The sequence below is a fragment of the Enterobacter sp. JJBC genome (assembly GCF_036936505.1).
Taxonomy (GTDB): Bacteria; Pseudomonadota; Gammaproteobacteria; order Enterobacterales; family Enterobacteriaceae; genus Enterobacter; species Enterobacter hormaechei_C.
The window spans coordinates 3,002,901-3,027,207 of the sequence record NZ_CP136935.1; the positions used below are offsets into that span (position 1 = coordinate 3,002,901).

General features: G+C 54.7%; 26 protein-coding genes. 16 read left to right on the plus strand and 10 right to left on the minus strand.

Annotated elements, in window-relative coordinates; translation table 11 throughout:
- Position 1 precedes the first annotated feature (1 nt).
- The 10 genes from fliJ (at position 2) to rcsA (ending at position 6,760) form a co-directional block, all read left to right on the plus strand.
- The gene (fliJ, locus tag RY075_RS14550) at positions 2-445 is read left to right on the plus strand and encodes a flagellar export protein FliJ (RefSeq protein ID WP_006811155.1); all 444 of its coding nucleotides are present in this window, start codon (positions 2-4) and stop codon (positions 443-445) included.
- Positions 442-1,656, plus strand: coding sequence for a flagellar hook length control protein FliK (gene fliK / locus RY075_RS14555; protein WP_325773834.1), 1,215 nt, complete (start codon positions 442-444; stop codon positions 1,654-1,656). Before fliJ ends, fliK begins: the two co-directional genes overlap by 4 nt.
- Positions 1,657-1,762: 106 nt before the next feature.
- The gene (fliL, locus tag RY075_RS14560; protein WP_003859598.1) at positions 1,763-2,233 is read left to right on the plus strand and encodes a flagellar basal body-associated protein FliL; all 471 of its coding nucleotides are present in this window, start codon (positions 1,763-1,765) and stop codon (positions 2,231-2,233) included.
- 4 nt (positions 2,234-2,237) lie between these two features.
- Entirely contained in the window at positions 2,238-3,242 is a 1,005-nt protein-coding gene (fliM, locus tag RY075_RS14565) for a flagellar motor switch protein FliM (protein WP_003859594.1), read from the plus strand.
- Positions 3,239-3,652: a flagellar motor switch protein FliN gene (gene fliN, locus RY075_RS14570; RefSeq protein ID WP_003859592.1), complete on the plus strand. Its 414-nt coding sequence runs from the start codon at positions 3,239-3,241 to the stop codon at positions 3,650-3,652. The genes fliM and fliN overlap by 4 nt, the downstream gene beginning before the upstream one ends.
- Before the next feature lie 2 nt (positions 3,653-3,654).
- Positions 3,655-4,029 (plus strand): flagellar biosynthetic protein FliO, encoded by a 375-nt coding sequence (gene fliO, locus RY075_RS14575; protein ID WP_003859591.1) that lies wholly within the window; start codon positions 3,655-3,657, stop codon positions 4,027-4,029.
- The gene (fliP, locus tag RY075_RS14580; RefSeq protein WP_003859589.1) at positions 4,029-4,766 is read left to right on the plus strand and encodes a flagellar type III secretion system pore protein FliP; all 738 of its coding nucleotides are present in this window, start codon (positions 4,029-4,031) and stop codon (positions 4,764-4,766) included. The genes fliO and fliP overlap by 1 nt, the downstream gene beginning before the upstream one ends.
- 10 nt (positions 4,767-4,776) lie before the next feature.
- The gene (fliQ, locus tag RY075_RS14585; protein WP_003859587.1) at positions 4,777-5,046 is read left to right on the plus strand and encodes a flagellar biosynthesis protein FliQ; all 270 of its coding nucleotides are present in this window, start codon (positions 4,777-4,779) and stop codon (positions 5,044-5,046) included.
- A gap of 6 nt (positions 5,047-5,052) precedes the next feature.
- Positions 5,053-5,838: a flagellar biosynthetic protein FliR gene (gene fliR / locus RY075_RS14590; protein ID WP_022651466.1), complete on the plus strand. Its 786-nt coding sequence runs from the start codon at positions 5,053-5,055 to the stop codon at positions 5,836-5,838.
- A gap of 298 nt (positions 5,839-6,136) precedes the next feature.
- Entirely contained in the window at positions 6,137-6,760 is a 624-nt protein-coding gene (gene rcsA / locus RY075_RS14595) for a transcriptional regulator RcsA (RefSeq protein ID WP_003859584.1), read from the plus strand.
- A gap of 99 nt (positions 6,761-6,859) precedes the next feature.
- On the opposite strand, the gene dsrB is transcribed toward rcsA, so the two are convergent.
- A complete protein-coding gene (dsrB, locus tag RY075_RS14600; RefSeq protein ID WP_003859583.1) occupies positions 6,860-7,048 on the minus strand; it encodes a protein DsrB in 189 nt (62 codons plus the stop codon).
- A 128-nt stretch (positions 7,049-7,176) separates the two neighbouring features.
- On the opposite strand from dsrB, the gene yodD reads away from it, so the two are divergent.
- Positions 7,177-7,404 (plus strand): YodD family peroxide/acid resistance protein, encoded by a 228-nt coding sequence (gene yodD, locus RY075_RS14605; protein WP_017383339.1) that lies wholly within the window; start codon positions 7,177-7,179, stop codon positions 7,402-7,404.
- A gap of 295 nt (positions 7,405-7,699) precedes the next feature.
- Positions 7,700-8,500, plus strand: a complete 801-nt coding sequence (locus RY075_RS14610; protein WP_302378085.1) for a mannosyl-3-phosphoglycerate phosphatase-related protein — start codon at positions 7,700-7,702, stop codon at positions 8,498-8,500.
- Here the strand turns inward: RY075_RS14610 and dgcQ are convergent.
- The 3 genes from dgcQ to RY075_RS14625 form a co-directional block, all read right to left on the minus strand.
- Complete coding sequence (gene dgcQ, locus RY075_RS14615; protein WP_058658084.1) at positions 8,485-10,185, minus strand: cellulose biosynthesis regulator diguanylate cyclase DgcQ; 1,701 nt, start codon at positions 10,183-10,185, stop codon at positions 8,485-8,487. The two genes, RY075_RS14610 and dgcQ, sit on opposite strands and share 16 nt — an antisense overlap.
- Before the next feature lie 84 nt (positions 10,186-10,269).
- A complete protein-coding gene (locus RY075_RS14620; RefSeq protein WP_003859574.1) occupies positions 10,270-10,452 on the minus strand; it encodes a DUF2158 domain-containing protein in 183 nt (60 codons plus the stop codon).
- A gap of 77 nt (positions 10,453-10,529) precedes the next feature.
- Positions 10,530-11,444 (minus strand): DUF808 domain-containing protein, encoded by a 915-nt coding sequence (locus RY075_RS14625; RefSeq protein ID WP_169803262.1) that lies wholly within the window; start codon positions 11,442-11,444, stop codon positions 10,530-10,532.
- A gap of 175 nt (positions 11,445-11,619) precedes the next feature.
- Between RY075_RS14625 and yedA the strand changes: the two genes are divergently transcribed.
- Positions 11,620-12,534, plus strand: coding sequence for a drug/metabolite exporter YedA (gene yedA, locus RY075_RS14630; RefSeq protein WP_047653410.1), 915 nt, complete (start codon positions 11,620-11,622; stop codon positions 12,532-12,534).
- Here the strand turns inward: yedA and RY075_RS14635 are convergent.
- The 3 genes from RY075_RS14635 to RY075_RS14645 are packed head-to-tail and all read right to left on the minus strand — an operon-like array spanning position 12,506 to position 15,156.
- Positions 12,506-12,997 carry a very short patch repair endonuclease gene (locus tag RY075_RS14635; RefSeq protein WP_047653411.1) on the minus strand — a complete coding sequence of 164 codons (492 nt, stop codon included), beginning with the start codon at positions 12,995-12,997 and terminating at the stop codon, positions 12,506-12,508. The two genes, yedA and RY075_RS14635, sit on opposite strands and share 29 nt — an antisense overlap.
- Positions 12,978-14,411 (minus strand): DNA cytosine methyltransferase, encoded by a 1,434-nt coding sequence (locus RY075_RS14640; RefSeq protein ID WP_086531994.1) that lies wholly within the window; start codon positions 14,409-14,411, stop codon positions 12,978-12,980. Before RY075_RS14640 ends, RY075_RS14635 begins: the two co-directional genes overlap by 20 nt.
- 43 nt (positions 14,412-14,454) lie before the next feature.
- Complete coding sequence (locus RY075_RS14645) at positions 14,455-15,156, minus strand: phosphohydrolase (RefSeq protein WP_023324909.1); 702 nt, start codon at positions 15,154-15,156, stop codon at positions 14,455-14,457.
- Between the two features lie 284 nt (positions 15,157-15,440).
- On the opposite strand from RY075_RS14645, the gene ompC reads away from it, so the two are divergent.
- Complete coding sequence (ompC, locus tag RY075_RS14650) at positions 15,441-16,607, plus strand: porin OmpC (RefSeq protein ID WP_032659241.1); 1,167 nt, start codon at positions 15,441-15,443, stop codon at positions 16,605-16,607.
- A 54-nt stretch (positions 16,608-16,661) separates the two neighbouring features.
- On the opposite strand, the gene RY075_RS14655 is transcribed toward ompC, so the two are convergent.
- A complete protein-coding gene (locus tag RY075_RS14655; protein WP_045330355.1) occupies positions 16,662-17,525 on the minus strand; it encodes an N-acetylmuramic acid 6-phosphate etherase in 864 nt (287 codons plus the stop codon).
- Positions 17,526-17,678: 153 nt separating this feature from the next.
- On the opposite strand from RY075_RS14655, the gene RY075_RS14660 reads away from it, so the two are divergent.
- Both RY075_RS14660 and dcuR read left to right on the plus strand, forming a co-directional pair.
- Positions 17,679-19,295 carry a sensor histidine kinase gene (locus RY075_RS14660; RefSeq protein ID WP_032659246.1) on the plus strand — a complete coding sequence of 539 codons (1,617 nt, stop codon included), beginning with the start codon at positions 17,679-17,681 and terminating at the stop codon, positions 19,293-19,295.
- Positions 19,292-20,011: a two-component system response regulator DcuR gene (gene dcuR / locus RY075_RS14665; protein ID WP_003859556.1), complete on the plus strand. Its 720-nt coding sequence runs from the start codon at positions 19,292-19,294 to the stop codon at positions 20,009-20,011. Before RY075_RS14660 ends, dcuR begins: the two co-directional genes overlap by 4 nt.
- Here the strand turns inward: dcuR and RY075_RS14670 are convergent.
- Together RY075_RS14670 and RY075_RS14675 are read right to left on the minus strand one after the other, a co-directional pair.
- A complete protein-coding gene (locus RY075_RS14670) occupies positions 19,992-20,954 on the minus strand; it encodes an FAD:protein FMN transferase (protein ID WP_045897119.1) in 963 nt (320 codons plus the stop codon). The genes dcuR and RY075_RS14670 overlap by 20 nt on opposite strands.
- A gap of 58 nt (positions 20,955-21,012) precedes the next feature.
- Entirely contained in the window at positions 21,013-23,793 is a 2,781-nt protein-coding gene (locus RY075_RS14675) for a flavocytochrome c (protein WP_045896107.1), read from the minus strand.
- Positions 23,794-24,307 lie beyond the last annotated feature (514 nt).

The window sequence follows — 24,307 nt, forward strand, 5'->3', positions numbered from 1 at the left end:
CATGGCGCAGAACAGCGCGTTATCAACGCTGAAAGATCTGGCTGAAAAAGAAGTTGATGATGCCGCATTGCAGCTTGGCGCAATGCGACGCGGGTGCCAGCAGGCTGAAGAACAGTTGAAGATGTTAATCGACTATCAGCATGAATATCGCACCAACCTTAACACCGACATGACGCAGGGCATTGGTAGCCAGCGCTGGATTAACTATCAGCAGTTTATCCAGACGCTGGAAAAGGCGATTGAGCAGCATCGCCAGCAGCTTAACCAGTGGACGCAAAAAGTCGATACCGCGCTGAATTTCTGGCGCGAGAAAAAACAGCGGTTGCAGGCCTGGCAAACCCTACAGGACCGGCAGATTGCAGCCTCGACCCTGGCGGAAAACCGTCTGGATCAGAAAAAAATGGATGAGTTTGCCCAGCGCGCATCAATGAGGAAACCTGAATGATCACACTGCAACAACTGCTGATGACCGACAGCGACCCGTCCGGCGGCACGCTTGCCGGGAAAGGCGCTGAGGGCGCGCAAGATTTTCTCTCTCTGCTGGCGGGCGCGCTGACCGAGACCACTGGCAAAGGCAAAGATGCCCCGCTGACGCTGGCGGATCTGAAAGCGGCGGGCAGCAAGCTGTCGACAGCGGCACAGGAAAAAAACGGTGAAACCACGCTCCAGGCCAAAATCGCCGAACTGCTCTCCCGTCAGGAGACTCTAACTGATGAAGATACCGCCGTCTCCCTGCAAAGCCTCGTCTCCGGCCTAAAACCCGCCGCGAATACGGATGCGCTGAAGGTGCTAACCCAGCCGGAGGCGAAAACAAACGGCGAGACCACGACTGAAGAAGAGGAGCTGGCCGGGTTAAGCGCGCTGATGGCGATGTTACCGCACCAGCAGACCACCACCCCGGTAGCGACGCAGCCTGCGAGCACCGGGGAGATCGCCCCCCGTGCCGCCCTCCCCTCTGCGCTAGCCCAGACGGATAACGGCCAGCATCAGCCGCTTAGCCATGCGTTAACGGGTCAGGAAAAAATGCCGGTTCAGGACAGCGACACCTCGCTGCCCGCCACGGCAGCCGTTACGCCAGCCGTCGCCGCCGTCGCGGAGAAGCAGGACGTAGCGAGCGCGGCGTCGCCTGCCGCCAGCCCAACCGCGACGCTTGCCCCGATCGTCAGTCACCTGGCGCCTTCACAGCCTGCCGCTACCGTTGCGACAGCGCCGGTGTTAAGCCAGCCGCTGGGCACGCACGAATGGCAGCAGAATCTGAGCCAGCACATCACCCTGTTCACCAGACAGGGACAGCAGACCGCAGAGCTGCGTCTGCACCCGGAGGATCTGGGTCAGGTGCAAATTTCGCTTAAGCTGGACGACAACCAGGCGCAGTTGCAGATGGTTTCGCCCCACAGCCACGTCCGCGCGGCGCTGGAAGCGGCCCTGCCTATCTTGCGCACGCAGCTTGCGGAAAACGGCATTCAGCTTTCCCAAAGCAGCGTCAGCAGCGAGGGCTTTGCCGGGCAGCAGCAGTCCTCATCCGGGCAGCAACAGCACGCTTCGCGTTCCGGCCAGCATGGCGGGTTTAACGATGAGAGTGAAGAGTTATTGCCTGCCCCTGCCGCCCTGCAATCCGCCGCGCGCGGCAGCCGTGCCGTAGACATCTTTGCCTAAACGCCAGAGGTAACGTGATTATCCCCGTCTTTTCCACGCTTTGACCTAAGCCGGACACGGGATAATCACCGTATTAAGCTGTACCGAAACAGGAAGCTCGTATCAGATGACAGACTCCGCTATCACCAAAAAAAGCAAGCGTTCCATCTGGATCCCGCTGCTGGTGTTGATTACCCTCGCGGCCTGCGCCACCGCAGGCTACAGTTACTGGCGTATGCAGCAGGAACCCTCCAGCGCGGCCGCCAAAGCTGAAGCGCCGCCTCCACCGGCGCCGGTCTTCTACCCGCTGGATACGTTCACCGTGAACCTGGGCGATGCGGATCGCGTGCTTTACGTGGGTATTACGCTGCGTCTGAAAGATGAAGCGACCCGTGCACGTCTGAACGACTACCTGCCAGAAGTGCGTAGCCGTCTGCTGCTGCTGTTTTCTCGTCAGGATGCCTCCGCGCTCGCCACCGATGTGGGCAAGCAAAAGCTGGTCGATGCCATCAAACAGACGCTGGCGACCCCGCTGGTAAACGGCCAACCTAAGCAGGAAGTCACTGACGTTCTGTATACAGCCTTCATTCTGCGGTAACGACATGGGCGACAGTATTCTTTCTCAGGCAGAAATCGATGCGCTGCTCAACGGCGACAGCGATAAGAGTGACGAACCGAAACCGGGTCTGACCGGCGACGATAATATTCGTCCCTACGATCCCAATACCCAGCGTCGCGTGGTGCGCGAGCGTTTACAGGCGCTGGAGATCATCAACGAACGTTTCGCACGTCAGTTCCGTATGGGGCTGTTTAACCTGCTGCGTCGTAGCCCGGATATCACCGTCGGTGCCATCCGCATTCAGCCGTATCATGAGTTTGCCCGCAACCTGCCGGTGCCAACCAACCTTAACCTGATCCATCTGAAACCGCTGCGCGGTACCGGCCTGGTGGTGTTCTCGCCAAGCCTGGTGTTCATCGCAGTGGACAACCTGTTCGGTGGCGATGGTCGTTTCCCGACCAAAGTGGAAGGCCGCGAGTTTACCCATACCGAACAGCGCGTGATTAACCGCATGCTGAAGCTGGCGCTGGAATCCTACAGCGACGCGTGGAAAGCGATTAACCCGCTGGAAGTGGAGTACGTGCGTTCCGAGATGCAGGTGAAATTTACCAACATCACCACCTCCCCGAATGACATCGTCGTGAATACCCCGTTCCACGTCGAGATCGGCAACCTGACGGGCGAGTTCAACATCTGCCTGCCGTTCAGCATGATTGAACCGCTGCGCGAACTGCTGGTGAACCCGCCGCTGGAGAACTCACGTCACGAAGATCAGAACTGGCGTGAGAACCTGGTGCGTCAGGTGCAGCACTCGCAGCTGGAGCTGGTAGCCAACTTTGCCGACATCTCCATGCGGTTATCGCAGATCCTGAAATTACAACCCGGCGACGTTTTGCCGATAGATAAACCCGACCGCATTATTGCCCATGTGGATGGCGTACCCGTGCTGACAAGCCAGTACGGCACGATTAACGGCCAGTATGCGTTACGCGTTGAGCACTTGATCAACCCGATTTTGAATTCGCTGAATGAGGAACAGCCCAAATGAGTGACATGAACAATCCGTCCGATGAAAACAGCGGAGCACTGGACGATCTGTGGGCTGACGCGTTAAACGAGCAGAAAACGACGCCGACGAAAAGCGCGGCAGACGCGGTCTTTCAGCAGTTAGGCGGCGGCGACGTCAGCGGCACGTTGCAGGACATCGACCTGATTATGGACATTCCGGTCAAGCTCACCGTTGAGCTGGGTCGCACCCGCATGACCATTAAAGAGCTGCTGCGCCTGACGCAGGGTTCCGTGGTGGCGCTTGACGGTTTAGCGGGTGAGCCGCTGGATATTCTGATCAACGGCTACCTGATTGCACAAGGCGAAGTGGTGGTGGTGGCCGATAAATACGGCGTACGTATCACCGACATCATTACCCCTTCCGAACGTATGCGTCGTCTGAGCCGTTAAGTATGAAAACCCAGGCAACACTGTCCGCGCCTTCCGCCGTACCCGGCTCACCGCTGCTCCAGGTGAGCGGCGCGCTGTTCGGTATTATTGCCTTTATCCTTATCGCCGCCTGGCTGGCAAAGCGTTTCGGTCTGGCGGGGAAAACGGCCGGTACCCGCGGGTTGAAGGTCAGCGCCAGCACCCCGCTAGGACCGCGCGAACGCGTGGTCATTGTGGAGGTGGAAGATGCGCGACTGGTGCTGGGCGTGACCGCCTCCAGCATTAACGTTCTTCACACGCTGCCCCCTGCGCCTGCCACGGTGGAGGCTAACGCCCAGGCCCCTGCGGATTTCCAGTCCGTTATGAAGAGTTTGCTCAAGCGTCCCGGGAGATCCTGATGCGCCGTTTGTTATTCCTTACGCTGGCAGGCCTGGGCCTGTTCGCGCCCTCTGTGTATGCGCAACTGCCGGGGCTGGTTTCCACGCCGCTGGCGAACGGGGGACAAAGCTGGTCCCTGTCCGTGCAGACGCTGGTGTTCATCACCTCGCTGACCTTTATCCCGGCGATCCTGCTGATGATGACCAGCTTCACCCGCATCATCATTGTGTTTGGTCTGCTGCGAAATGCGCTCGGCACACCGTCCGCACCGCCCAATCAGGTGCTGCTGGGTTTAGCCCTGTTCCTGACCTTTTTCATTATGTCGCCGGTTATCGACAAGATTTACACCGAGGCGTACCAGCCGTTCAGCGAAGATAAAATTTCCATGCAGGTTGCCCTGGAAAAGGGGGCTCAGCCATTACGTGAATTTATGCTTCGCCAGACGCGCGAAGCGGATTTGGCCCTGTTTGCCCGTCTCGCTAACACGGGCGAGTTACAGGGACCGGAAGCGGTGCCGATGCGCATCCTGCTGCCAGCGTATGTCACCAGCGAGCTGAAAACCGCGTTCCAGATTGGCTTCACCATTTTCATTCCGTTCCTGATTATTGACCTGGTGATCGCCAGCGTCCTGATGGCGCTCGGGATGATGATGGTTCCGCCCGCGACCATTGCCCTGCCCTTTAAGATCATGCTGTTCGTGCTGGTCGACGGCTGGCAGCTGCTGGTCAGCTCGCTGGCGCAGAGTTTCTACAGTTGAGGAGCGCGCAATGACGCCTGAGTCGGTCATGATGATGGGCACGGAGGCGATGAAAGTCGCGATTGCCGTCGCCGCGCCCCTGCTGCTGGTTGCGCTAGTCACCGGTCTGATTATCAGTATTCTCCAGGCCGCCACGCAGATTAACGAAATGACCCTGTCGTTCATCCCGAAGATCATTGCCGTCTTCGTGGCGATTATCGTTGCCGGGCCATGGATGCTCAATTTGCTGCTGGACTATATGCGCAACCTGTTCACCAATCTGCCTTACATCATCGGCTGACGGACGATGCTGCATTTCACCAGCGATCAGTTTGTTCAGTGGCTCGGGATCTATTTCTGGCCGATGCTGCGCATCATGGCGCTGATCTCCACCGCCCCCATACTCAGTGAAAAGTCGGTGCCTAAACGCGTCAAAATTGGGCTGGGCATGGTTATCACGATTATCGTTGCCCCTTCCCTGCCGGCGGTGGATATTCCGATTTTTTCCCCGAACGCCGTCTGGATTGCCCTGCAACAGGTGATGATTGGCGTGGCGGTCGGGTTCACGATGCAGCTCGCCTTCGCCGCGGTACGAACGGCGGGTGAACTTATCGGTTTGCAAATGGGCCTGTCTTTCGCGACGTTCGTTGACCCGGGCAGCCACCTGAATATGCCCGTGCTGGCGCGTATTATCGACCTGCTGGCGATGCTGTTGTTTCTCTCGTTCAACGGCCACCTGTGGCTCATCTCGATGCTGGTGGACACCTTCCACACGCTGCCGATTGGCGACAACCCGGTAAACAGCAACGCGTTTCTGGCGCTGGTGAGGGCTGCCGGGCTGATCTTCCTCAACGGGCTGATGCTGGCGCTGCCGATCATTACCCTGCTGCTCACCGTTAACCTCGCATTAGGTTTACTCAACCGAATGGCTCCGCAGCTGTCGGTATTCGTCATCGGCTTTCCGGTGACGTTGACGGTTGGCCTTTTATTAATGTCATTATTGATGCCACTTATCGCCCCCTTCTGCGAACATTTATTCAGTGAGATATTCAATCTGTTAGCGGATATTGTTAGCGAACTTCCACGCAAATAATAACCCGCAGTGTTTGCAATGTCTTCCTGAGGATATTCCTAAAAATAATCTCGAAAAACATCTACCAGGATATATCTGACGCGGTTTAAATGTTTCTAACCACCTCACAATACTTAATATTTACTTTACTTTAAGATGATTCCTGGCAAATTATACGTAACTTTACGGGATAGTGAGTTCGCCTGAAAGTCTTTGTCATGCTCACAGGTTTTATTAGATTTTTTTCCATCCCGTATGGCTGTTTATGAGCTCTCAGGCAGGTGGTGAATTATCGTTACGCATTGAGTGAGGGTATGCCATGTCAACGATCATTATGGATTTATGCAGCTACACCCGGCTAGGGTTAACCGGGTACTTAGCAAGCAGAGGGGTTAGAAAGAGAGACATCAACGATGCACACACCGTTGAAGAACTCGCAGCCGCTTGTGACGCCCACAAGCCCGGCGTGGTGTTTATTAATGAGGACTGTTTCATTCACGACCCCGCTAACAGTCAGCACATTAAGCAGATCATTAATCAGCATCCTAAGACCCTGTTCATTGTTTTTATGGCGATCGCCAATATTCATTTCGATGAGTATTTGTTGGTGCGTAAAAACTTATTAATCAGCTCGAAATCGATTAAACCAGAGTCACTTGATGACATTCTGGGCGATTATTTGAATAAAGAAGTTAAGAATGTAGGGGCGATTAACTTACCCACCCTATCATTAAGCAGAACTGAATCAAGTATGCTAAGAATGTGGATGGCTGGACAAGGGACAATTCAGATCTCAGACCAGATGAATATCAAGGCAAAAACAGTATCGTCACACAAAGGAAATATTAAAAGGAAAATTAAAACGCATAATAAGCAAGTGATATACCATGTCGTACGCCTGACAGATAATGTGACGAATGGGATTTTCGTTAATATGCGCTAATTTGCACGGCCATGTTGTACCCTACCTTGATCTCTGGCCTGGCCAGAGATTTTGCTTTTAAGCAGCCGGAGCCGGGGAGAAGACGCCCCCGACGCCGCCCTATTCCGCCGTTTCCACAAAGATCCCATCCGGGTGCCCCAGTTCGTTGAAGAACCAGATGCCGAGCGGGTAATCTTCCAGCGACACCAGATACATTGTGCCTTCATTAAACTCTTCTATTGCCAGAACCACGCCCGGGCGGCGCGGCCCACCGTCCGTTTTGACGGTTACCCGATCGTTGACCTTCATACATTCCTCCTGTGGTTTTGAGCCAGTGTAGAACAAATTACATTGCCTGGCATCGCCGCCTGGCGCGAATGGCGTTTTTGTGTGCGGTCTATACTTAGCTGTTGAGACGGTTAAATGAGGAGCCCGCCATGAAGACTGACAAAGAGTACAGCGACACCATTAAGCGTGAGGTTGAAGTGGATGTCGATGCCCTGCTTGCCGCCATCAATGAAATTAGTGAGTCCGAAGTTCATCGCGCGGAGGATAATTCAGACCGTGTCGTGGTCAATGGTCGGGATTACCATACCTACCGTGAACTGGCTGAAGCATTCGAGCTGGATATCCATGACTTTAGCGTCTCGGAGACGAACCGCTAAGACGAAAAAAAACACGGTCAAGGGGATGACCGGGATCAAACTTGCTTATGCAAGAAGCACTTGTAAATTCGTTACACCAGGAAATCTGATGCAGGTAAGACATTATCCCCAACAGAATTGTCTTACAAGCATATATTCTCTTAGCGAATATTATATTTTATACATGTGAATTTTGGTTATGAGTATAAACCTGCGCCGCGTGTGGGTTTGTCGGGATCGTTTCCACTTAAACGGCGCTTCAATGCCTATTTTTTTTAAGATTTTTCTTAGGGAAAATCATCATCCGGGAGACATTATGCCTTCGCTTGAGGAGACTCTTCTTGTCTTTACCGACCTCGACGGCACGCTGTTGGATTTTCACACCCTTGACTGGCAGCCTGCGGCCCCGTGGCTGGAAAAATTAATGGATGAACAGATACCGGTCATTCTGTGCAGCAGCAAAACCGCGTCCGAGATGGATGACATCCAGCAGGAACTGGGGCTTGGCGGGCTGCCCTACATTGCGGAAAACGGCGCGGTGATCCAGCCTGACGTACGGTGGGAAAAGGCCGCACGGTTCATCTCAGAAAAGAAGCATGACGATATCCGGCAGTGTATTGCCCGGGTACGCCAGGAGATGCATCTGAAATTCACCACCTTCGATGATGTGGACGAGCACGTAGTCGCCGAATGGACCGGGCTGAGCCGTCCCCGTTCGGTGCTTGCGCGCAAGCACGAGGCTTCCGTGACGCTGATCTGGCGTGACAGTGATGAACAAATGAGATACTTTGCCGCCGAACTCGCCCGGCAGCGGCTGAAGATCGTCCAGGGTGCACGCTTCTGGCATATTCTGGACACCTGCTGCGGCAAAGACGTGGCGGTTCACTGGCTTGTGGACCAGTATCGCCTGCACGAGGGCTACGAACCGACGACGCTGGGCCTGGGCGACGGCCCCAATGATGCCCCGCTGCTGGACAGCGTAGGCTTCGCCGTGGTGGTGAAAGGCTTCAACCGGGAGGGTATCAGCCTTATAAACAACGATCCAGCCCGGGTTTATCACACTCAGCACACCGGGCCGACCGGCTGGTGCGAGGGACTTGATTACTTTTTGAGGTGATCTTGCCAGATGACCCGGTTACGCCCGCGCTGTTTCGCCTCATACAGACGCGCATCGGCGGTGGATTGCAGATTTTCGAAGTGATAATTGCCCTTCTCCTGCGCACCAGAGACGCCAAACGACGCACTCACGCGCAGGGTGGTACTTTTCTTAATCAGGATCTCTTTGCTGTCGATACGCTCGCGGATCTGCTCTGCGACTTCCGCCGCCTCTTCAAGCGTCATGCCGGGCAGCACCACACAGAACTCTTCCCCCCCGACACGTCCGGCAATATCTTTATCACGGAGGGTGCTGGCAATCAGCCCCGCGGCATGGGACAACACCTTATCACCCGCCTGATGCCCGAACCGATCATTGATACTCTTGAAACAGTCAAGATCGATCTGAATGACCGAGAAAGGCAGCGACTGCTGTTCACACTGCTTCGCCAGTATTTTCGCCTGATCAAACAGCGATCCACGATTATTCAGCCGGGTCAGAGGGTCATGCCAGGCCTGCCATTGCAGCGAGTTCTGCATCGAATACATATTACTGACCATGCGCCGGATCACCAGCCATGAGATGAGCAGCATCGCGGTGAACAGCGCCCAAAGCAATGCCAGCACAATGCTGATGCTACCGAAATCGCCGCGCACCCCTTCATCCAGGGTGTGCACGCGCAGGATGACGCCATCAAAATGGTCAAGACGCTCCCAGCTGACAAAACGACTCCCCAGACGAATGCCGCCTTCGGAATCCGATTCTATCGCGTGCGCTAACTGGGCTAATTCGCGCGCGTCAAAATGATTAACGTCCACAGCAGGTGACTCAGATGTCGCAAGCAGGGTAAGCCGGCTGTCATACAGCTGGTATTCCCCTTCCGGGTTATCGCCCACGGCTTCCACCAGCAGGCGACGCAGGGTGGCAAAGGTGAAATCCATCGCCACCACGCCATACCAGACGTGATGGTAATAAACCGGCACGCTGGCGGTAATCAGCGGCTTTTTGCCCACAAAAGAGGAAGGCGGCGAGATAAACCAGCGCACGGCACGCGCACGGTTTTCACGCTCGGACTGTTGGGTAAACCAGGGCTGAGTGACCAGATGATAATAGCGCTGCACGATATCGCTGGAATTTCCCGGCGTATCCGTTTCCAGAAAGAATCCGGCGCGAGAGACATAAATCACGCGCTCTTCGTTGCGGGAAGGGCTGGATGCCAGACGCAGTAAATACCCCACTTCAAGCGCCGCGGACAATTCATTATCAAGGTACTCATCATCACGGTTCAGAAGAGTGGTCTTTTCAACGAAGGCATCCGAAACACCGTTGATCGGTAATGTGCGCCGTTTATCAACCGCAATTTGCCAGGTGGGAGACGTGCGCAACTGCGCAAAACGCTTTACCGCATCATGCAGCGCGCCAAACGCCAGCGGCGTTTCCAGCGCATCATGCATGCTGTGGCGAAAAAACAGCATTTTATCGACGCTGAACTGAAGCTGTCTGTCCAGCGCACTGGCAACCGTTTCCAGATGGTTACGCTGGCTGGAGATATAAGCATCTTCCAGTACCACAACTTCGCGCCAGGTCAGGAGAGTGGAAAAAATCAGGACAACGATAAAACAGAGGTTAACAATCAAACTGGGATTGCTACGCTTATGCAGCCACTGCAAAAAAGATTGTTTTACAACAAAGGTATCGTGCTGCACACACACTCCCTGATTGTCGCTCACCATCCGATATGATAAGTCTTCTGCCAGTAAAAACGCCCGGCAAGGCCGGGCGTTGTGTGATTAAGCCTTGTCGCGTTTTTGCCTTTTATTAGCAGGCTGAAGCTCGTCTTCACGAAAAGCCTCCCGCTTAATGCCGTATCCATCATGCCACCGACACTCCACCATTCCGCTGGAATACCCGGTGACGATCATGCCTGGACCACCATTTTTAGGCTTAACTTCATCACTGATCAAAAAGACCATACCTGCCTCCTGTATCAGGGTGAAACGTTTTCAATTTAGACGAGGAATAGTCTTTTTGCACCCGGGGTCAGCAATAATTAATGCGATTTCCCGCGTACTTTTTCAACCAGCTTAACAACGGCTACCACAATCAGACCGACGATAAAGCCCAGCACGAGGTTAAGCAGTGTGGGCAGGATCGCAGCGACTACCGCTCCCTGGCCTGACGCAAAATGTTCAATCATGTGATGCAGCGAAGCAACACCGTGCACGATAATTCCGCCGCCGACCAGGAACATTGCCAGGGTTCCCACCACGGATAAGGTTTTCATCAGCCACGGCGCTACCACCAGCAGGCTTTTCCCGATGCCGCGCGCAATTGCGCTGGATTTTTTTTCCAGCCAGAATCCGATATCGTCCAGCTTGACGATCAGCCCGACCAGACCATAAACCCCTATCGTCACGAGGATCGCAATGCCGGACAGGATCAGCACCTGGTTCATCAGAGGGGCTTCTGAGACGATCCCCAGCGTAATCGCCACAATTTCGGCCGAGAGGATGAAGTCAGTACGGATCGCGCCTTTGACCTTATCGCGCTCGAACGTTTTTGGATCCTGCGCGGCCAGCGCTTCCAGACGCTGCTGGCGCATTTCCGGGGTGTCTTTCTCTTTGCGTGCAGCGAACATATGCAACACTTTTTCGGCACCCTCGAAGCACAGGAACGCCCCGCCAATCATCAGCAGGGGCGTAATGGCCCAGGGTATAAAGGCGCTAATCAGCAACGCCAGCGGAACGAGGATCACCTTGTTAATAAAGGATCCTTTCGCTACGCCCCACACCACCGGCAACTCACGGTTCGCCCGCACGCCGCTGACCTGCTGCGCGTTCAACGACAAATCATCTCCCAGTACCCCGGCGGTTTTTTTCGCCGCCAGTTTTCCCATAACCGAAATGTCATCCAGCAAGGTGGCGATATCATCCAGCAATGTTAATAAGCTACTTCCTGCCAAAATCTCTATCCTTCTTTTTTTGCTAATTAAGTGAATAGTATGGAACAAAACTCACCGCCCGGAAACAGGCACCTCACGTCAACAAAAATTTCACATTAACTACACAATTAAAGCACTCGCCAGCCCGATAGTTTTGGCGTTAACTATGAGCGAACTTTTTATTTCGTCGTGAGGGACTATGCGTTTTCGGCATTTATTACCGCTCATTGGAGCACTCTTTTCTCTTTATATCATCTGGGGATCCACCTATTTTGTCATTCGTATAGGCGTGGAAAGCTGGCCCCCGCTGATGATGGCCGGTATTCGTTTCCTTACGGCCGGCGTGCTGCTGATGGCATTTTTATTGCTGCGCGGCCACAGGCTACCGCCGCTGCGTCCCTTGCTTAACGCCGCCCTGATTGGCCTGCTGCTGCTGGCGGTGGGCAATGGCGCGGTAACCGTCGCCGAGCACCAGAACGTACCGTCGGGCATCGCCGCCGTGGTCGTCGCGACCGTGCCGCTGTTTACGCTCTGCTTTAGTCGTCTCTTCGGGATCCGCACCCGTAAGCTCGAATGGCTGGGCATCGCGATTGGGCTTGTGGGTATCATCCTGCTGAACAGCGGCGGTAACCTGAGCGGGAACCCCTGGGCTGCCGTTCTGATCATGATCGGCTCCATGAGCTGGGCCTTCGGCTCGGTATACGGTTCCCGCATCGAGCTGCCTTCCGGGATGATGGCGGGTGCCATTGAGATGCTCGCGGCAGGCATTGTGCTGCTGATGGCCTCCGCGTTGACGGGTGAAAAACTGACGGCGATGCCAGACCTTTCAGGTTTCCTGGCCGTCGGGTATCTGGCGCTGTTTGGCTCCATTATCGCCATTAACGCCTATATGTACCTGATCCGCAACGTCTCACCGGCGGTTGCCACCAGCTACGCCTACGTTAACCCGGTGGTGGCCGTGCTGCTGGGTACCGGTTTTGCGGGCGAAGTGCTGTCGACGATTGAATGGCTGGCGCTGGGCGTGATTGTCTTTGCCGTGGTGCTGGTCACGCTGGGTAAATATTTGCTGCCCGCGAAACCCCTTGTCAAGGCGTGTGAGGTGGAGAAACCGTGATCGGGTGAATGCCCTGGGTATCGATCTGCGCGGCCTGACCGCCGCCGCAGATCCACTCTTCCAGCCGCTCCGTCAGTTCCACGTCATTCAGCTTCATTCTTCCGCGCAGCGCGCACTCCCAGACAATCAGCACCCGCCAGCCCTGAGCGTAAAGCTGCGAAACATCGCGTTTATCACGCTCGACGTTCCTGCCAATTTTGTCCAGCCAGAAGTCGGTGCGTGTCGCCGGGACTTTAAACAGATAGCAGTCATGATGATGCCAGAAACAGCCGTGGGTAAAGATGATGCACTGGTACGCGTCGATGACGAAATCAGGACGCCCGGCAAGCGTGGCATCCTGAACCCTGAATTCAAACCCGACGGCGGTCAGGAGGCCCGCGATCCGTTTTTCGATCGCGGTATCACGCGTGCCGATGGCACGCATGTTTTTACTGCGCGTGGCCTTATTGTGAACGTCCGCCATTGACGGCCTCACTCTGACGAAGCTGAACGGCCTTGCTGATACGTGAGGCCAGCAGTTTAGCTACGGCGGCAAAGGCGGGCACTACCACCGAGTTGCCAAACTGACGATAGGCCTGGGTGTCCGACACGGGGATGCGAAAACTGTAGCCCTGCGGCGTCTCAAAGCCCATTAAGCGAGCGCACTCGCGCGGCGTTAAGCGCCGCGGTCGGTGCTGTTGGTTCTGTGGATCGTCGAAATCTTTTTCGCCCAGCGCCTTATCCCAGCCCCGATCGATAAGAATTTCCGCGCCATCTTTGTAATAGCGCGCCGACAGCGTACGCGTCACGCTGTCAGGATTAAGCGGATTGACCATGCCAAACCCAAAGCCATTGCCTTTGGCCTGATGCTTTTTGGCATAGCGATAGAGGTATTTCCACAGCACCGGGGTCAGAATGAATTTCGCATCGACGGCCGGCTCCAGCAGATCGGCCACCGTCGGGCGGCGCGCCGGATACAGCGAAGGCAAATCACGCAGCGTAAAATCGCCTTTCAGGTTGAGATCGCGGCGGAAGCCCACCAGCACAATACGTTCGCGGTGCTGTGGCAGGAAGTGTTTGCCGTCGATAATTTTCGGATCGTCCGGCCCCATATCCTCTGCATCCGCCACGTCGTAACCCAGTTCATCCAGCGTTTGCATGATAATGCGGAAGGTTTTGCCGCCGTCATGACTCTTTAAATTCTTGACGTTCTCCAGAACAAAAATTGCCGGGCGGCGGGCATCAATAATCCGGGCAACGTCAAAAAACAGTGTGCCCTGCGTATCACAGGCAAAGCCGTGTGCGCGTCCCAGCGCGTTCTTTTTCGACACGCCAGCCAGCGAGAACGGCTGACACGGAAAGCCTGCCAGCAGCACATCGTGCGCCGGAATGGTATTGCGAATGTGTTCGGCGGCCTCTTCATCGCTGACGCCAGTTTTGTGGCTCAGCGTGACATCACGAATATCCGCGTTGAACTGGTGCGCGTCGGGGTCGCAATACCAGTTGGCTTTATAGGTACGGACGGCATGTTTATTCCATTCACTGGTGAACACACACTGCCCGCCAATAGCTTCAAAGCCATGGCGAATGCCGCCGATACCGGCAAAGAGATCGATAAATCGAAAGGCATAATTCGGATGCGCAGCAGGAGGACGCGGCAGCAGGTTGCGCAGATAAAGGAACTCGCCGTCGCTCAGGCGGTGCCCTGCCCTGTCGCTTATCAGCAACCGCTTGAGTATCGCCGGGCTCCAGTGACTCTCGCCATGGGCCACCAGCTGGTTTGCCAGCGTTTTAGCATCATACATTTCCAGCAGCTGACGCAGGAGTGCCTGCACGGCTGCCGTTGATTTCTCAACCCGCTCAGGCGCGGGCACAGTCACTGATCGATTTTCCTGCATTCTCTTAACCGGACAATAAAGACAGAAAACAGAGTACCACAGTTCAGGATCGCACACTGCGACGGAAATGGGTCAATATCTGGCTGTCGGTTCCGAGGTAATCGCCCTGTAATTCGGCACTCAGCTTCGCCATAAACTGGATCAGAAAATCGGCATTGTGACGCGCAAGTTTGCGCCCCCGCGCGGTTTGCATAGTGTCCGGCAGACGCAGGAGTTTGGTCTGAAAGTGGTCGAGCGCGAAGGCTTTATCATCCAGCGCTCGTGTTCCGGCGAACGGGTCGTCGGCATCAAACAGCGCGGCGCCCAGCGCACCGGAGACGGCAAAGACGCGCGCCAGGCCGATAGCGCCTAACGCCTCCAGCCGGTCGGCATCCTGCACAATTTTGGCCTCCAGGCTTTGCGGCGCGATACCGGCACTGAAGCTGTGCGCTTCAATAGCATGCTCAACGGCTGCATAACGATCCGGCGGAAAATCAGGAAAGTCGCGACTGAGGATCTCGCGCGTTTTTCGCGCTGCCAGCCGCGAGGAGTGGCTACGTTCCGGGTGATTTTTCGGCAGGCTGACAATGTCATGGAAGTAGCATGCGGTCAACACAACCAGCGGATCGCTATCCTCGTCAGCCATAATACCCTGCGCCGTCATCCAGACGCGGCGAAAATGGGCGATATCGTGCGCCGCATCATCAGTAAAATGATTTTCGTCTAGCCAGCGCTCATAACGGTGCTGCCACTGCGCAAGTTCCATCATCCCATCCTGTTGCTCAAAAGAGAGTGAATTATAATACATCCGAATCAAAATCTTTAATAAATAGAATTACGAAATACTTAATAATAATTACCCGCTATATTTTCAATTAATTAATTCACATGAAAAATAAAGAGATAAAAAGAAATATTTTGTAATATTTTTACCAGTTTAATTACATTTATTTTTGAACCTAAATAATAATCCATAGAATAGTATCAGCCATGTAGTTACGGAGGGTAATTACATATATTCAGACAATTTATATTTAAAGGGAATATATAATGAAAAGAAAAGTTCTGGCAATTCTTGTACCCGCGTTATTAATGGCTGGCGCAGCAAATGCAGCGGAAATGTATAACAAAAACGGCAACAAAGTTGACCTGTACGGTAAGGTTGATGCGCGTCATACCTTCTCCGACAACCCAGGCGACGACGGCGATGAAACCTATGTACAGGTGGGTTTCAAAGGCGAAACGCAGATCACGAACGACCTGACAGGTTACGGCCAGTGGGAATATAAAACCTACGCTAACGATACCGAAGGCGCAGGCGACACCTCTTTTAACCGTCTGGCCTTTGCTGGCCTGAAATACGGCGAATATGGCTCATTCGATTATGGCCGTAATTACGGCGTCGTGTATGACGTTGAAGCCTGGACAGATATGCTGCCGGTATTTGGTGGCGACTCCTATACCTGGACCGACAACTATATGGTTGGCCGTACTAACGGTGTGGCGACCTACCGTAATAATGACTTCTTCGGTCTGGTCGACGGCCTGAACTTTGCGCTGCAATACCAGGGTGCTAACGAAGGTGCTAACGCAAACGAAAATCAGGAAGGCACCAAAAACGGTCATGATGATGTTCGTTTCCAGAACGGCGACGGCTTCGGTATGTCTACCACCTATGACTTCGATTTCGGCCTGACGCTGGGTGCGGCTTATTCTTCCTCTGACCGTACTAACGACCAGGTCGCTTACGGCGCTGGCACCTATAACCGCTTCAGCAAATATGCTGGCGGTGAACGTGCGGAAGCGTGGACAATCGGCGCTAAATACGATGCTAATGATGTCTACCTGGCCATGATGTATGCGGAAACCCGTAACATGACTCCGTACGGCAACGATGGCATCGCCAACAAAACCCAGAACTTTGAAGCCGTAGCACAGTACCAGTTTGACTTCGGTCTGCGTCCATCCCTGGCGTGGGTCTATTCTAAAGGCATCGATTTGGGTGGTAACGATTATCATCCAGGCAATGGTTATGACTATGTAGACCAGGATCTGGTTAACTATATCGACGTGGGCATGACCTACAGCTTCAACAAGAACTTCTCCACCTACGTTGATTATAAAATCAACCTGCTGGACGAAGATGATGCCTTCTACAATGACAACGGTATTGCTACCGATGACATCGTTGGCATCGGTATGATCTACCAGTTCTGATCCCCATAAATAGCAAAGCCCGCAACGCGGGCTTTTTTATTTGACGCTGAAATGTTATGGCGCTTCCTGCAAGGCCAGGCGAACAAACCCGTTATTCTGCGCCAGCAATTCATGCGCTTTCCAGGCATTCAGACCCGTCAGCACCATCAGTACCGCCGTTTTGCACTGGTGGTTACAGCTTTCCAGCGCGGCCTTCGCCTGCGCCCGGCTACATCCCCCCGCTTCCATCACAATGGCAATTTGTCGTTCGGCCCATCTGGTGTTGCTTGCCTCCAGATCAACGCGCAGGTTGCTGTACACCCGTCCTGTCCGTACCGCCAGACCGGTGGTGATCATATGCAGGATCATGCTTTGCGCAATGCCTGCTTTAGCGTTGGTATACCCGGCCACCACATCCGCGCCCAGATCGGGAGCAATGACCATACTCGCCAGCTGCGCCGCTTCACTTTGCGCATCCTCCGTAATGAGCGCAACCGTTGAGCCCAGAGACCACGCATGACGCATCGCGCCCCAAACCCATGGCGTTTTGCCGCTGACGGACAGCGCCAGCATCATGTCATGCTCGCCAAATTCTATCGTCTGAAGGTCGGCAACGCCGCGCGCGTAGCTTCCGGCGTTATCACCTGCTGTTAACGCAATGACGGGGTGTTTGCCCGGCGCAAACGCTTCTGCCGCCTGCTCAGCCATGCGTCCGGACGCGCCCGCGCCGGTCAGCACCAGACGTCCGCCGTGGCTAAGCGTCGCCGCCGCGTTATCCACCACGCGGGCCAGCATACTTAAGTGTGGGGTAAGTGCAGAAGAGATTTGCGCGTCATCCTGGTGTATGACGTTAAGCATATCCAGCGTCGATAATCTGTCGATGTTCATCGTGCTGGCGTGCCGTCTTTCCCTGGCCGTACCGGTAAGCATAATGCTCATAAACTGCCTCCTTATTATGAGTACCCACACACTATAAAGTGTTTTATATAGGTCACCTGAGAGGAGGCTCACGAAACGCCTCTCTTTACATGGCTTTATGAAACGCCCGTCATCAGCGATAATTAGCCCTTTCTTTTTCATCGCGGAGTGTTAATGAGCGATTTGCAGCCCTTCCCCCCGACGCGCAAGCGCCCTATGAAGCTGAATACGCTGGTTACGCTGATGGTGTGCGCGATTATCGGCTCGGTGCTGCTGGTGGTCTTCGCGCTCTACTCTGTGCAGATCACCCGCGCCACGCGCGATGACGTGAAAGATACCGCGCTGGGTATCGCCCGGACGCTGGCCGACAGCCCGGAGATCAAGCGTGGCCTGATGGAATCGCCGCAGGCTGGCATCATCCAGCCGATAGCCGAGGCGGTGACGAAGCGCAACGACTTGCTGTTTACAGTGGTCACCGACCTGCGTGGGATCCGCTATTCCCATCCAAACGAAGCGCTGTTAGGTTTGCATTTTATTGGCGACGATCTGACGCCCGCCCTGGAAGGGAAAGAGAACGTCTCCGTTAACCGCGGTGCGCTCGCGGAAGCGCTGCGCGTCTTTACGCCCGTGTATGACGACCAGCACGACCAGATCGGCGTGGTGGTGGTGGGTATTTCGCTGAATAAAGTTGAAGATCAGATTGCCCGCGGGCGGCTCAACGCCGTGTGGACCATCTTATTCAGCGTTCTGATGAGCTCGGTGGCGATCTGGGGTCTGGTCCGGGTTCTGAAACGTATCCTCTTTGGGCTGGAGCCTTACGAGATCTCAGCCCTCTTTGAGCAGCGCCAGGCCATGTTGCAGTCCCTGCGCGAAGGCGTGATGGCCGTGGATATGCACGGGCGCGTGACGATGATTAACCACACCGCCAGAGAGATTTTGCTCCTGAGCTCGGGTGAGCACTCCGAGAGCAGCGGCGAACCACTGCTGGCCAGCCTGCGGGAAGTGGCGAAAACCGGCATTGCTCGCCAAGATCAGGAGATCGGCTGTAACGGACGGCTACTGCTGTGCAACATGGTCCCCGTGAAAAGCCAGAATCAGGTGATCGGGGCAATCAGCACCTTCCGCGATAAGACCGAAATCAGCCAGTTAATGCAGCGTATCGATGGCATGGTCAACTATGTTGATGCCCTGCGCTCCCATACGCATGAGTTTATGAACAAGCTGCACGTGATCCTCGGCCTGCTGCACATGAAGCGCTACGATAAGCTGGAGGAGTACATCATCCAGACCGCGCAGAATTATCAGACGGATATCGGCGCGATACAGCGCAAAGTTAAATCGCCGGTCATTGCGGGTTTCCTGCTGGGTAAAATTAACCGCGCCAAAGAGGCCGGAGTGACCCTGACGCTGGCGGAGGAGAGTCAGCTTCCTGACACCGCCAATGAAGAGCAGGTTGCGGTGCTGATCACCGTGCTGGGCAATTTAATCGAAAATGCCCTGGATGCGATGGAAGGCCAGCCGGAAGGCGAGATCGGCCTGCTGCTGCATTATCAGAACGGCTGGCTGAGCGGTGAGGTCAGCGATGACGGTCCCGGTATTGATCCCGAGCGGCTGGAGGCTATTTTTACAAAGGGCTACTCAACAAAAGGTGAAAACCGCGGCGTTGGGCTGTTCCTTGCGCGTCAGCAGATCCAGAATCTGGGCGGAGATATTACCGTCGAGTCTGAACCTGGCGTATTTACCCAATTTTTTGTTCAGATCCCCTGGGATAGCGAGAGGAATATCGCGTGATAAATGTGTTAATTGTCGATGATGACGCCATGGTAGCCGACCTCAACCGTCTGTATGTTAACCGCGTTGAGGGTTTTAGCTGCTGCGGCGTCGCTTCCACGCTCAACCAGGCCGAGGCGTTGATCGCCAACCCAGGCCAGCCGATCGATCTGGTGCTGCTGGATGTCTATATGCAGCAGGATAACGGGCTGGATCTGCTGCCCATCATTCGCGCGTCGGGCCGCCCGATTGACGTCATCATGATCTCGTCGGCCTCCGACGCCGCAACAATCCAGACGTCCATGCACTATGGCGTGGTGGATTACCTGATTAAACCGTTCCAGTTCCCGCGTTTTGAAGAGGCGCTGAACGGCTGGAAGGCAAAGCGCAGCCTGATGGGATCGCATCAGTATTATGAACAGGCCGACGTCGACAGGCTGATCCACGGCGGCGCGCCGGAGCTGGCTGACAGCAAAAAATTACCGAAAGGCCTAACGCCGCAGACGCTGCGCACCATTTGCCAGTGGATCGACAGCCATCCGGAGATAGAATTTTCCACCGACGATCTGGCGAATGCGGTCAACATTTCCCGCGTCTCCTGCCGCAAATACCTGATCTGGCTGGCGCAAATTAATATCCTGTTCACCAGCATTCATTACGGCGCTACCGGCCGACCGGTATATCGATACCGTTTGCAGCCGGAACAGGTCGGACTGCTCAAACAGTACTGCCAGTAATTCGGTAGCTGTCGTCCAGAAGGGTAAAACGGAAGTGGTGCATCGAGGAGATCACCACTTCTTTTGTTTTGGTGACAAAAATGGCTTCAATATCGGGGCGCGAACGCAGCGCGGCGCAGCCCTTTTCCACACCCATGCCGTAGATCAGCGTGGTCCAGATATCGCCGTCGAGGGAGTCTTGCGAAATAATCGTCACGCTGTCCAGTTCGTTATCCAGCGGGTAGCCGGTGCGCGGGTCAAGTATGTGGTGATAACGTTTGCCGTTCTGCTCGAAATAGCGCTCATAGGTGCCTGACGTCACCACCGACCGGTTCTCTACCGTCATAGCGCCAATCAGCGCGTCACCGGCGAACGGTTTTTTCAGGCCGACGCGCCAGCCGCCCTCCGGCGAACCTAACGTCTGGACGTTGCCGCCAAGGTTGATCAGCCCAAGTTCAACGCCCTCTTTATGCAGGTGATCCCGCACCCTGTCGGCGATATAGCCTTTAGCAATAGCACCCAGATCGATCTCCATTCCCTGGCGAGTAAGAAACACGCTGCTATTGGCTTCATCCAGCACCACGTCCGCAGGATCCGTGATGCCCATCAAGGCGGCGATCTCGTCCGCGGGCGGTACAGCGTCCCCCTTAAAGCCAATTTTCCAGCATTTCACCAGCGGGCCGATCGCCAGGTTAAAGGCGCTGTCTTTAAGCAGGCTTGCCGCTTTCGCGCAGCGGATCAGCTCAAACACCGGACGACTGACGGCAACCGGATGCTGACCAGCCGCATGGTTGATGTCCATTACCTGGGAGTGCGCACGGTTAACGGTGAGCAGATCTTCGTACTGTTTGATCAGGCGAAACACGCGGGAGGCAAGCGCTTCGTCATGGGAAAAGAGTTTCAGGAGTATGGGCGAGCCCATCAGAACGGCGGAGTAGCTGTAAACGCGATGGCTATCAGGCATTGCATGAGTCCTCAGGTGTAGCCCCGGCAGGCACCGCGCCGCCGGGGAAACAGGAGCCTTACCGTGTTTTCGAACGCATAGCCGCCTGATGTCCTGCAAGCGTACCAAAAATAATGATATCTGCCACCGCATTACCGCCGATGCGGTTACCGCCGTGGATGCCACCAACAACCTCACCCGCAGCAAACGCTCCCGGCAATACGTTATGGTTGCTGTCCAGCACGCAGGTATCGGTATTGATGGTCACGCCGCCCATGGTGTGGTGAACCCCTGGTGCAATCTGAATGGCGTAGAACGGCCCTTCGTTGATTGGCGCACGCAGCGCGGTGGTACGTCCAAAGTCGTCATCGTGCTGTTTCTCCACAAAGCCGTTGTAGCGTTCCAGCGTTGCCAGGAACTGGTGGTGATCCATCCCCAGCGCTTCCGCCAGGGCTTTTGGCGAACTGGCGCTGGTAACAAACCCTTTCGCGATGTACTCATCCGCGGCTTTATTTTTGACGCGAACATGCTCGTCAAAGACGATGTAAGCGTATTTCTCCGGCAGCGCGATGATTGACGCCGAGACTTTATCGCGGGTCTCCATTTCGTTAAAGAATCGGTTGCCCTGCTGGTTTACCAGAATCGCCCCGCCGCCGCGGATGGATTCGGAAATCAGATACGACGTTTTCTGCTCAACGGTTGGGTGGATCTGAATTTCGCCCATATCCACTGTGCCCGCACCGATACGCTCCAGCAGCGCGATACCGCCCCCGGTCGCCCCTTTGTGGTTAGTGGTAACGAACCCTGCCAGATCCGGACGGTATTTCACCACCATCTGGCTGTTGGCGCTGAAGCCGCCCGTTGCGACAATCACGCTTTTGGTTGCCACGGTGAGGGTTTCGTTCTCTTCGGTGGTCAGACGCACGCCGGTCACTTCGCCGTTTTCGAAGATGATGTCGCTCACGGAGGTATCCAGCATCACCTCGATGTTGCGCTTGTTGACGTTACGCACCAGGCCGCTGATCAGATACCCGCCCACTGCGGAACCGTCTTTCGGACGGTGCGTACGGTCGATGCTCATCCCGCCGGTGGTGGTGATGTCGTTCAGCATAATGCCGCGCGTTGCCAGCCATTCGATGGCCTGCGGCGCGTTCTCGACAAAGCGACGCAACAGTTCAGGGTTGTTCTTATTGCCACCGCCTTTCAGGCTTTCCTGGTAGAACAGCTCTTTGCTGTCCTGAATGCCCTTCACGCGCTGGAAGCGGGTCTCCGCCGCGTTCATCCCGGCAGAGGCTTTAATGGTGTTCCCGCCAATAGTCGGCATTTTCTCAACGATCAGCACGCTCGCGCCTTCGTCGTGAGCCTGAATCGCCGCCGCCAGACCGGCGCCGCCGCTGCCGACCACCACCACGTCCACGCTTTTAGTCTCATTCGGGTCAGCGCCCTCTTCTGCCGCCAGCGCTTTGCTGGATTTCAGCATCGCCTTCGAGACCGCTTTTTTCACCGCCTCGCTCTGGCTGGTTGCGCCGGTGATAGCATCCACGTGCGGGGTGTTGGCATCCAGAATACGGGAGCGGATCTCTTCGAAGCTGGTGACAAATTCGACGTCTTCACTCGGGCCGGAGGCCAGTTCGATATCGGCGATGCGGTCGGTTTCGAGGCTGACGTTAATTACCAGTTCGTTAGCATCGTCCTGCACTTTTTCAATAAAGGTGCCCGGTTTGAATTTAGATTCGCCCATGCTCATGTCGCGGATCATCGCTTCCACCAGCGAGAAGCGCCACAGCGGTTCCGGGATGCTAAGTTCTTCGCGTCGGGTACTGTCCATAAACAGCTCCAGGCTTTCGCCCGCCGCGATGCGATCGGTCCAGTCCGGATAGGCGATGGTGGCACGACCAACGGCAATCAGGTCGTAACCGTGATCCAGCGCTTCATTCACATCCGTGGCATTCACCACGCCGCCAACGCCCATCACCGGTACCTGAGCCAGCGTGTCTGAGCGCATGGCGCAGTATTTTTCGATAAGTGGCGTCGGGTCCTGAGTATCGACGATAGAAGGACGCAGGGCGGCGCCAAGGGAAAAGTGGAGATAATCCACCCCGCGCGCGGCCAGTTTTTCCAGCAGATACAGGGTATCTTCGAAGCGAATGCCCGGGACTTCCAGCTCTTCCGGAGAGAAACGGTAGCCAATGATAAACGCGTCGTCCGCGTACTGGCGCACCATCTTGTGGGTAATGTCCAGCACCGCCAGCGGGAATTTCGCGCGGTTTTCGCGGCTGCCGCCCCACTCGTCGTCGCGCTGGTTGGAGTTCGGGGAGAAGAACTGCTGGATCAGATAGGTATTCGCCCCGTGGATTTCGACGCCGTCGAACCCGGCCTGAATTGCGCGGCGCACGGCTTCGCCAAACTTGCCGATCATGCCTTCCACCTCTTCCGCGGTCAGGGCAACCGGCGTGGCGGCACCGTCACGCGGCGCGGCAACGGCGCTTGGGCCAACCGGCGTGCGACCGCCGATCAGTTTTGGGTCGACCATACGGCCGCCGTGGTAGATTTGCAGCAGGGCTTTGGAGCCTTTTGACTTGATGGCGTCAGCGATTTTTGCCAGCCCGGCGATTTTCTCGTCGTTATCAATGCCAATTGCGCCCGGGAACGCCAGGCCGAGATCGTCAACAAAACAGCACTCAACGATGATGGTGCCGATGCTGCCCGCGCGGGCGCGGTAGTACTCCACCAGCTCGCTGGTCACGGTGCCATCGTAATAACCGGTACAGGTTGTCATCGGGGCCATTAACAAACGGTTTTTCAGTTCAGTACCATTCGGTAATGTGAAGGGGCTTAAAATACGTTCGTTAGTGCTCATAATAGAAACTCCAAACTTTAAAAATTAAGAATTCGTTATCGGGATGATTTTTTTATTTCGTGTTTTTTGCCGATGTCATGATAGTAATATAAAGCTTTTTTTAGTTTATAAAGCCATTACTTTAGTTAATAAACTATTTAATCCCTTCGATAACATTAATAACACATTGGTGTTAGCGCGAATGTTTCACTCGTTCACAATAATTTAAAAAAAGTTAAATCACAAAAGGTCAAACCAATACACCACAACTACCAAAAAACCAAATAAAACAACAACAAGAAAAAGCACCAAAATTTAAATGTTATAGTTTTGATACATAAAATGCGTAAAATCAGCGAATAACCACACTACTCAGAGTGGTTATTATAAAAAATATAAAAATAGCCATTCAGTTCCGTTTTTTTGATCGTGATCAATAGTTATGGCATTCAAAAGAGCAATATAAAAACATCATCATTTTTTATTTAGCGCAAACAAAAATGCGTTAAATCGCTATTACTGAAAACACAAAAAC

What these genes read in the sequence shown, in the direction of transcription:
- fliJ (WP_006811155.1), top strand. Translation starts at nt 2, where the DNA reads ATGGCGCAGAACAGCGCGTTATCAACGCTGAAAGATCTGGCTGAAAAA.
- fliK (WP_325773834.1), top strand. Translation starts at nt 442, where the DNA reads ATGATCACACTGCAACAACTGCTGATGACCGACAGCGACCCGTCCGGC.
- fliL (WP_003859598.1), top strand. Translation starts at nt 1,763, where the DNA reads ATGACAGACTCCGCTATCACCAAAAAAAGCAAGCGTTCCATCTGGATC.
- fliM (WP_003859594.1), top strand. Translation starts at nt 2,238, where the DNA reads ATGGGCGACAGTATTCTTTCTCAGGCAGAAATCGATGCGCTGCTCAAC.
- fliN (WP_003859592.1), top strand. Translation starts at nt 3,239, where the DNA reads ATGAGTGACATGAACAATCCGTCCGATGAAAACAGCGGAGCACTGGAC.
- fliO (WP_003859591.1), top strand. Translation starts at nt 3,655, where the DNA reads ATGAAAACCCAGGCAACACTGTCCGCGCCTTCCGCCGTACCCGGCTCA.
- fliP (WP_003859589.1), top strand. Translation starts at nt 4,029, where the DNA reads ATGCGCCGTTTGTTATTCCTTACGCTGGCAGGCCTGGGCCTGTTCGCG.
- fliQ (WP_003859587.1), top strand. Translation starts at nt 4,777, where the DNA reads ATGACGCCTGAGTCGGTCATGATGATGGGCACGGAGGCGATGAAAGTC.
- fliR (WP_022651466.1), top strand. Translation starts at nt 5,053, where the DNA reads ATGCTGCATTTCACCAGCGATCAGTTTGTTCAGTGGCTCGGGATCTAT.
- rcsA (WP_003859584.1), top strand. Translation starts at nt 6,137, where the DNA reads ATGTCAACGATCATTATGGATTTATGCAGCTACACCCGGCTAGGGTTA.
- dsrB (WP_003859583.1), bottom strand. Translation starts at nt 7,048, where the DNA reads ATGAAGGTCAACGATCGGGTAACCGTCAAAACGGACGGTGGGCCGCGC.
- yodD (WP_017383339.1), top strand. Translation starts at nt 7,177, where the DNA reads ATGAAGACTGACAAAGAGTACAGCGACACCATTAAGCGTGAGGTTGAA.
- RY075_RS14610 (WP_302378085.1), top strand. Translation starts at nt 7,700, where the DNA reads ATGCCTTCGCTTGAGGAGACTCTTCTTGTCTTTACCGACCTCGACGGC.
- RY075_RS14620 (WP_003859574.1), bottom strand. Translation starts at nt 10,452, where the DNA reads ATGGTCTTTTTGATCAGTGATGAAGTTAAGCCTAAAAATGGTGGTCCA.
- yedA (WP_047653410.1), top strand. Translation starts at nt 11,620, where the DNA reads ATGCGTTTTCGGCATTTATTACCGCTCATTGGAGCACTCTTTTCTCTT.
- RY075_RS14635 (WP_047653411.1), bottom strand. Translation starts at nt 12,997, where the DNA reads ATGGCGGACGTTCACAATAAGGCCACGCGCAGTAAAAACATGCGTGCC.
- RY075_RS14640 (WP_086531994.1), bottom strand. Translation starts at nt 14,411, where the DNA reads ATGCAGGAAAATCGATCAGTGACTGTGCCCGCGCCTGAGCGGGTTGAG.
- RY075_RS14645 (WP_023324909.1), bottom strand. Translation starts at nt 15,156, where the DNA reads ATGGAACTTGCGCAGTGGCAGCACCGTTATGAGCGCTGGCTAGACGAA.
- ompC (WP_032659241.1), top strand. Translation starts at nt 15,441, where the DNA reads ATGAAAAGAAAAGTTCTGGCAATTCTTGTACCCGCGTTATTAATGGCT.
- RY075_RS14655 (WP_045330355.1), bottom strand. Translation starts at nt 17,525, where the DNA reads ATGAGCATTATGCTTACCGGTACGGCCAGGGAAAGACGGCACGCCAGC.
- RY075_RS14660 (WP_032659246.1), top strand. Translation starts at nt 17,679, where the DNA reads ATGAGCGATTTGCAGCCCTTCCCCCCGACGCGCAAGCGCCCTATGAAG.
- RY075_RS14670 (WP_045897119.1), bottom strand. Translation starts at nt 20,954, where the DNA reads ATGCCTGATAGCCATCGCGTTTACAGCTACTCCGCCGTTCTGATGGGC.
- RY075_RS14675 (WP_045896107.1), bottom strand. Translation starts at nt 23,793, where the DNA reads ATGAGCACTAACGAACGTATTTTAAGCCCCTTCACATTACCGAATGGT.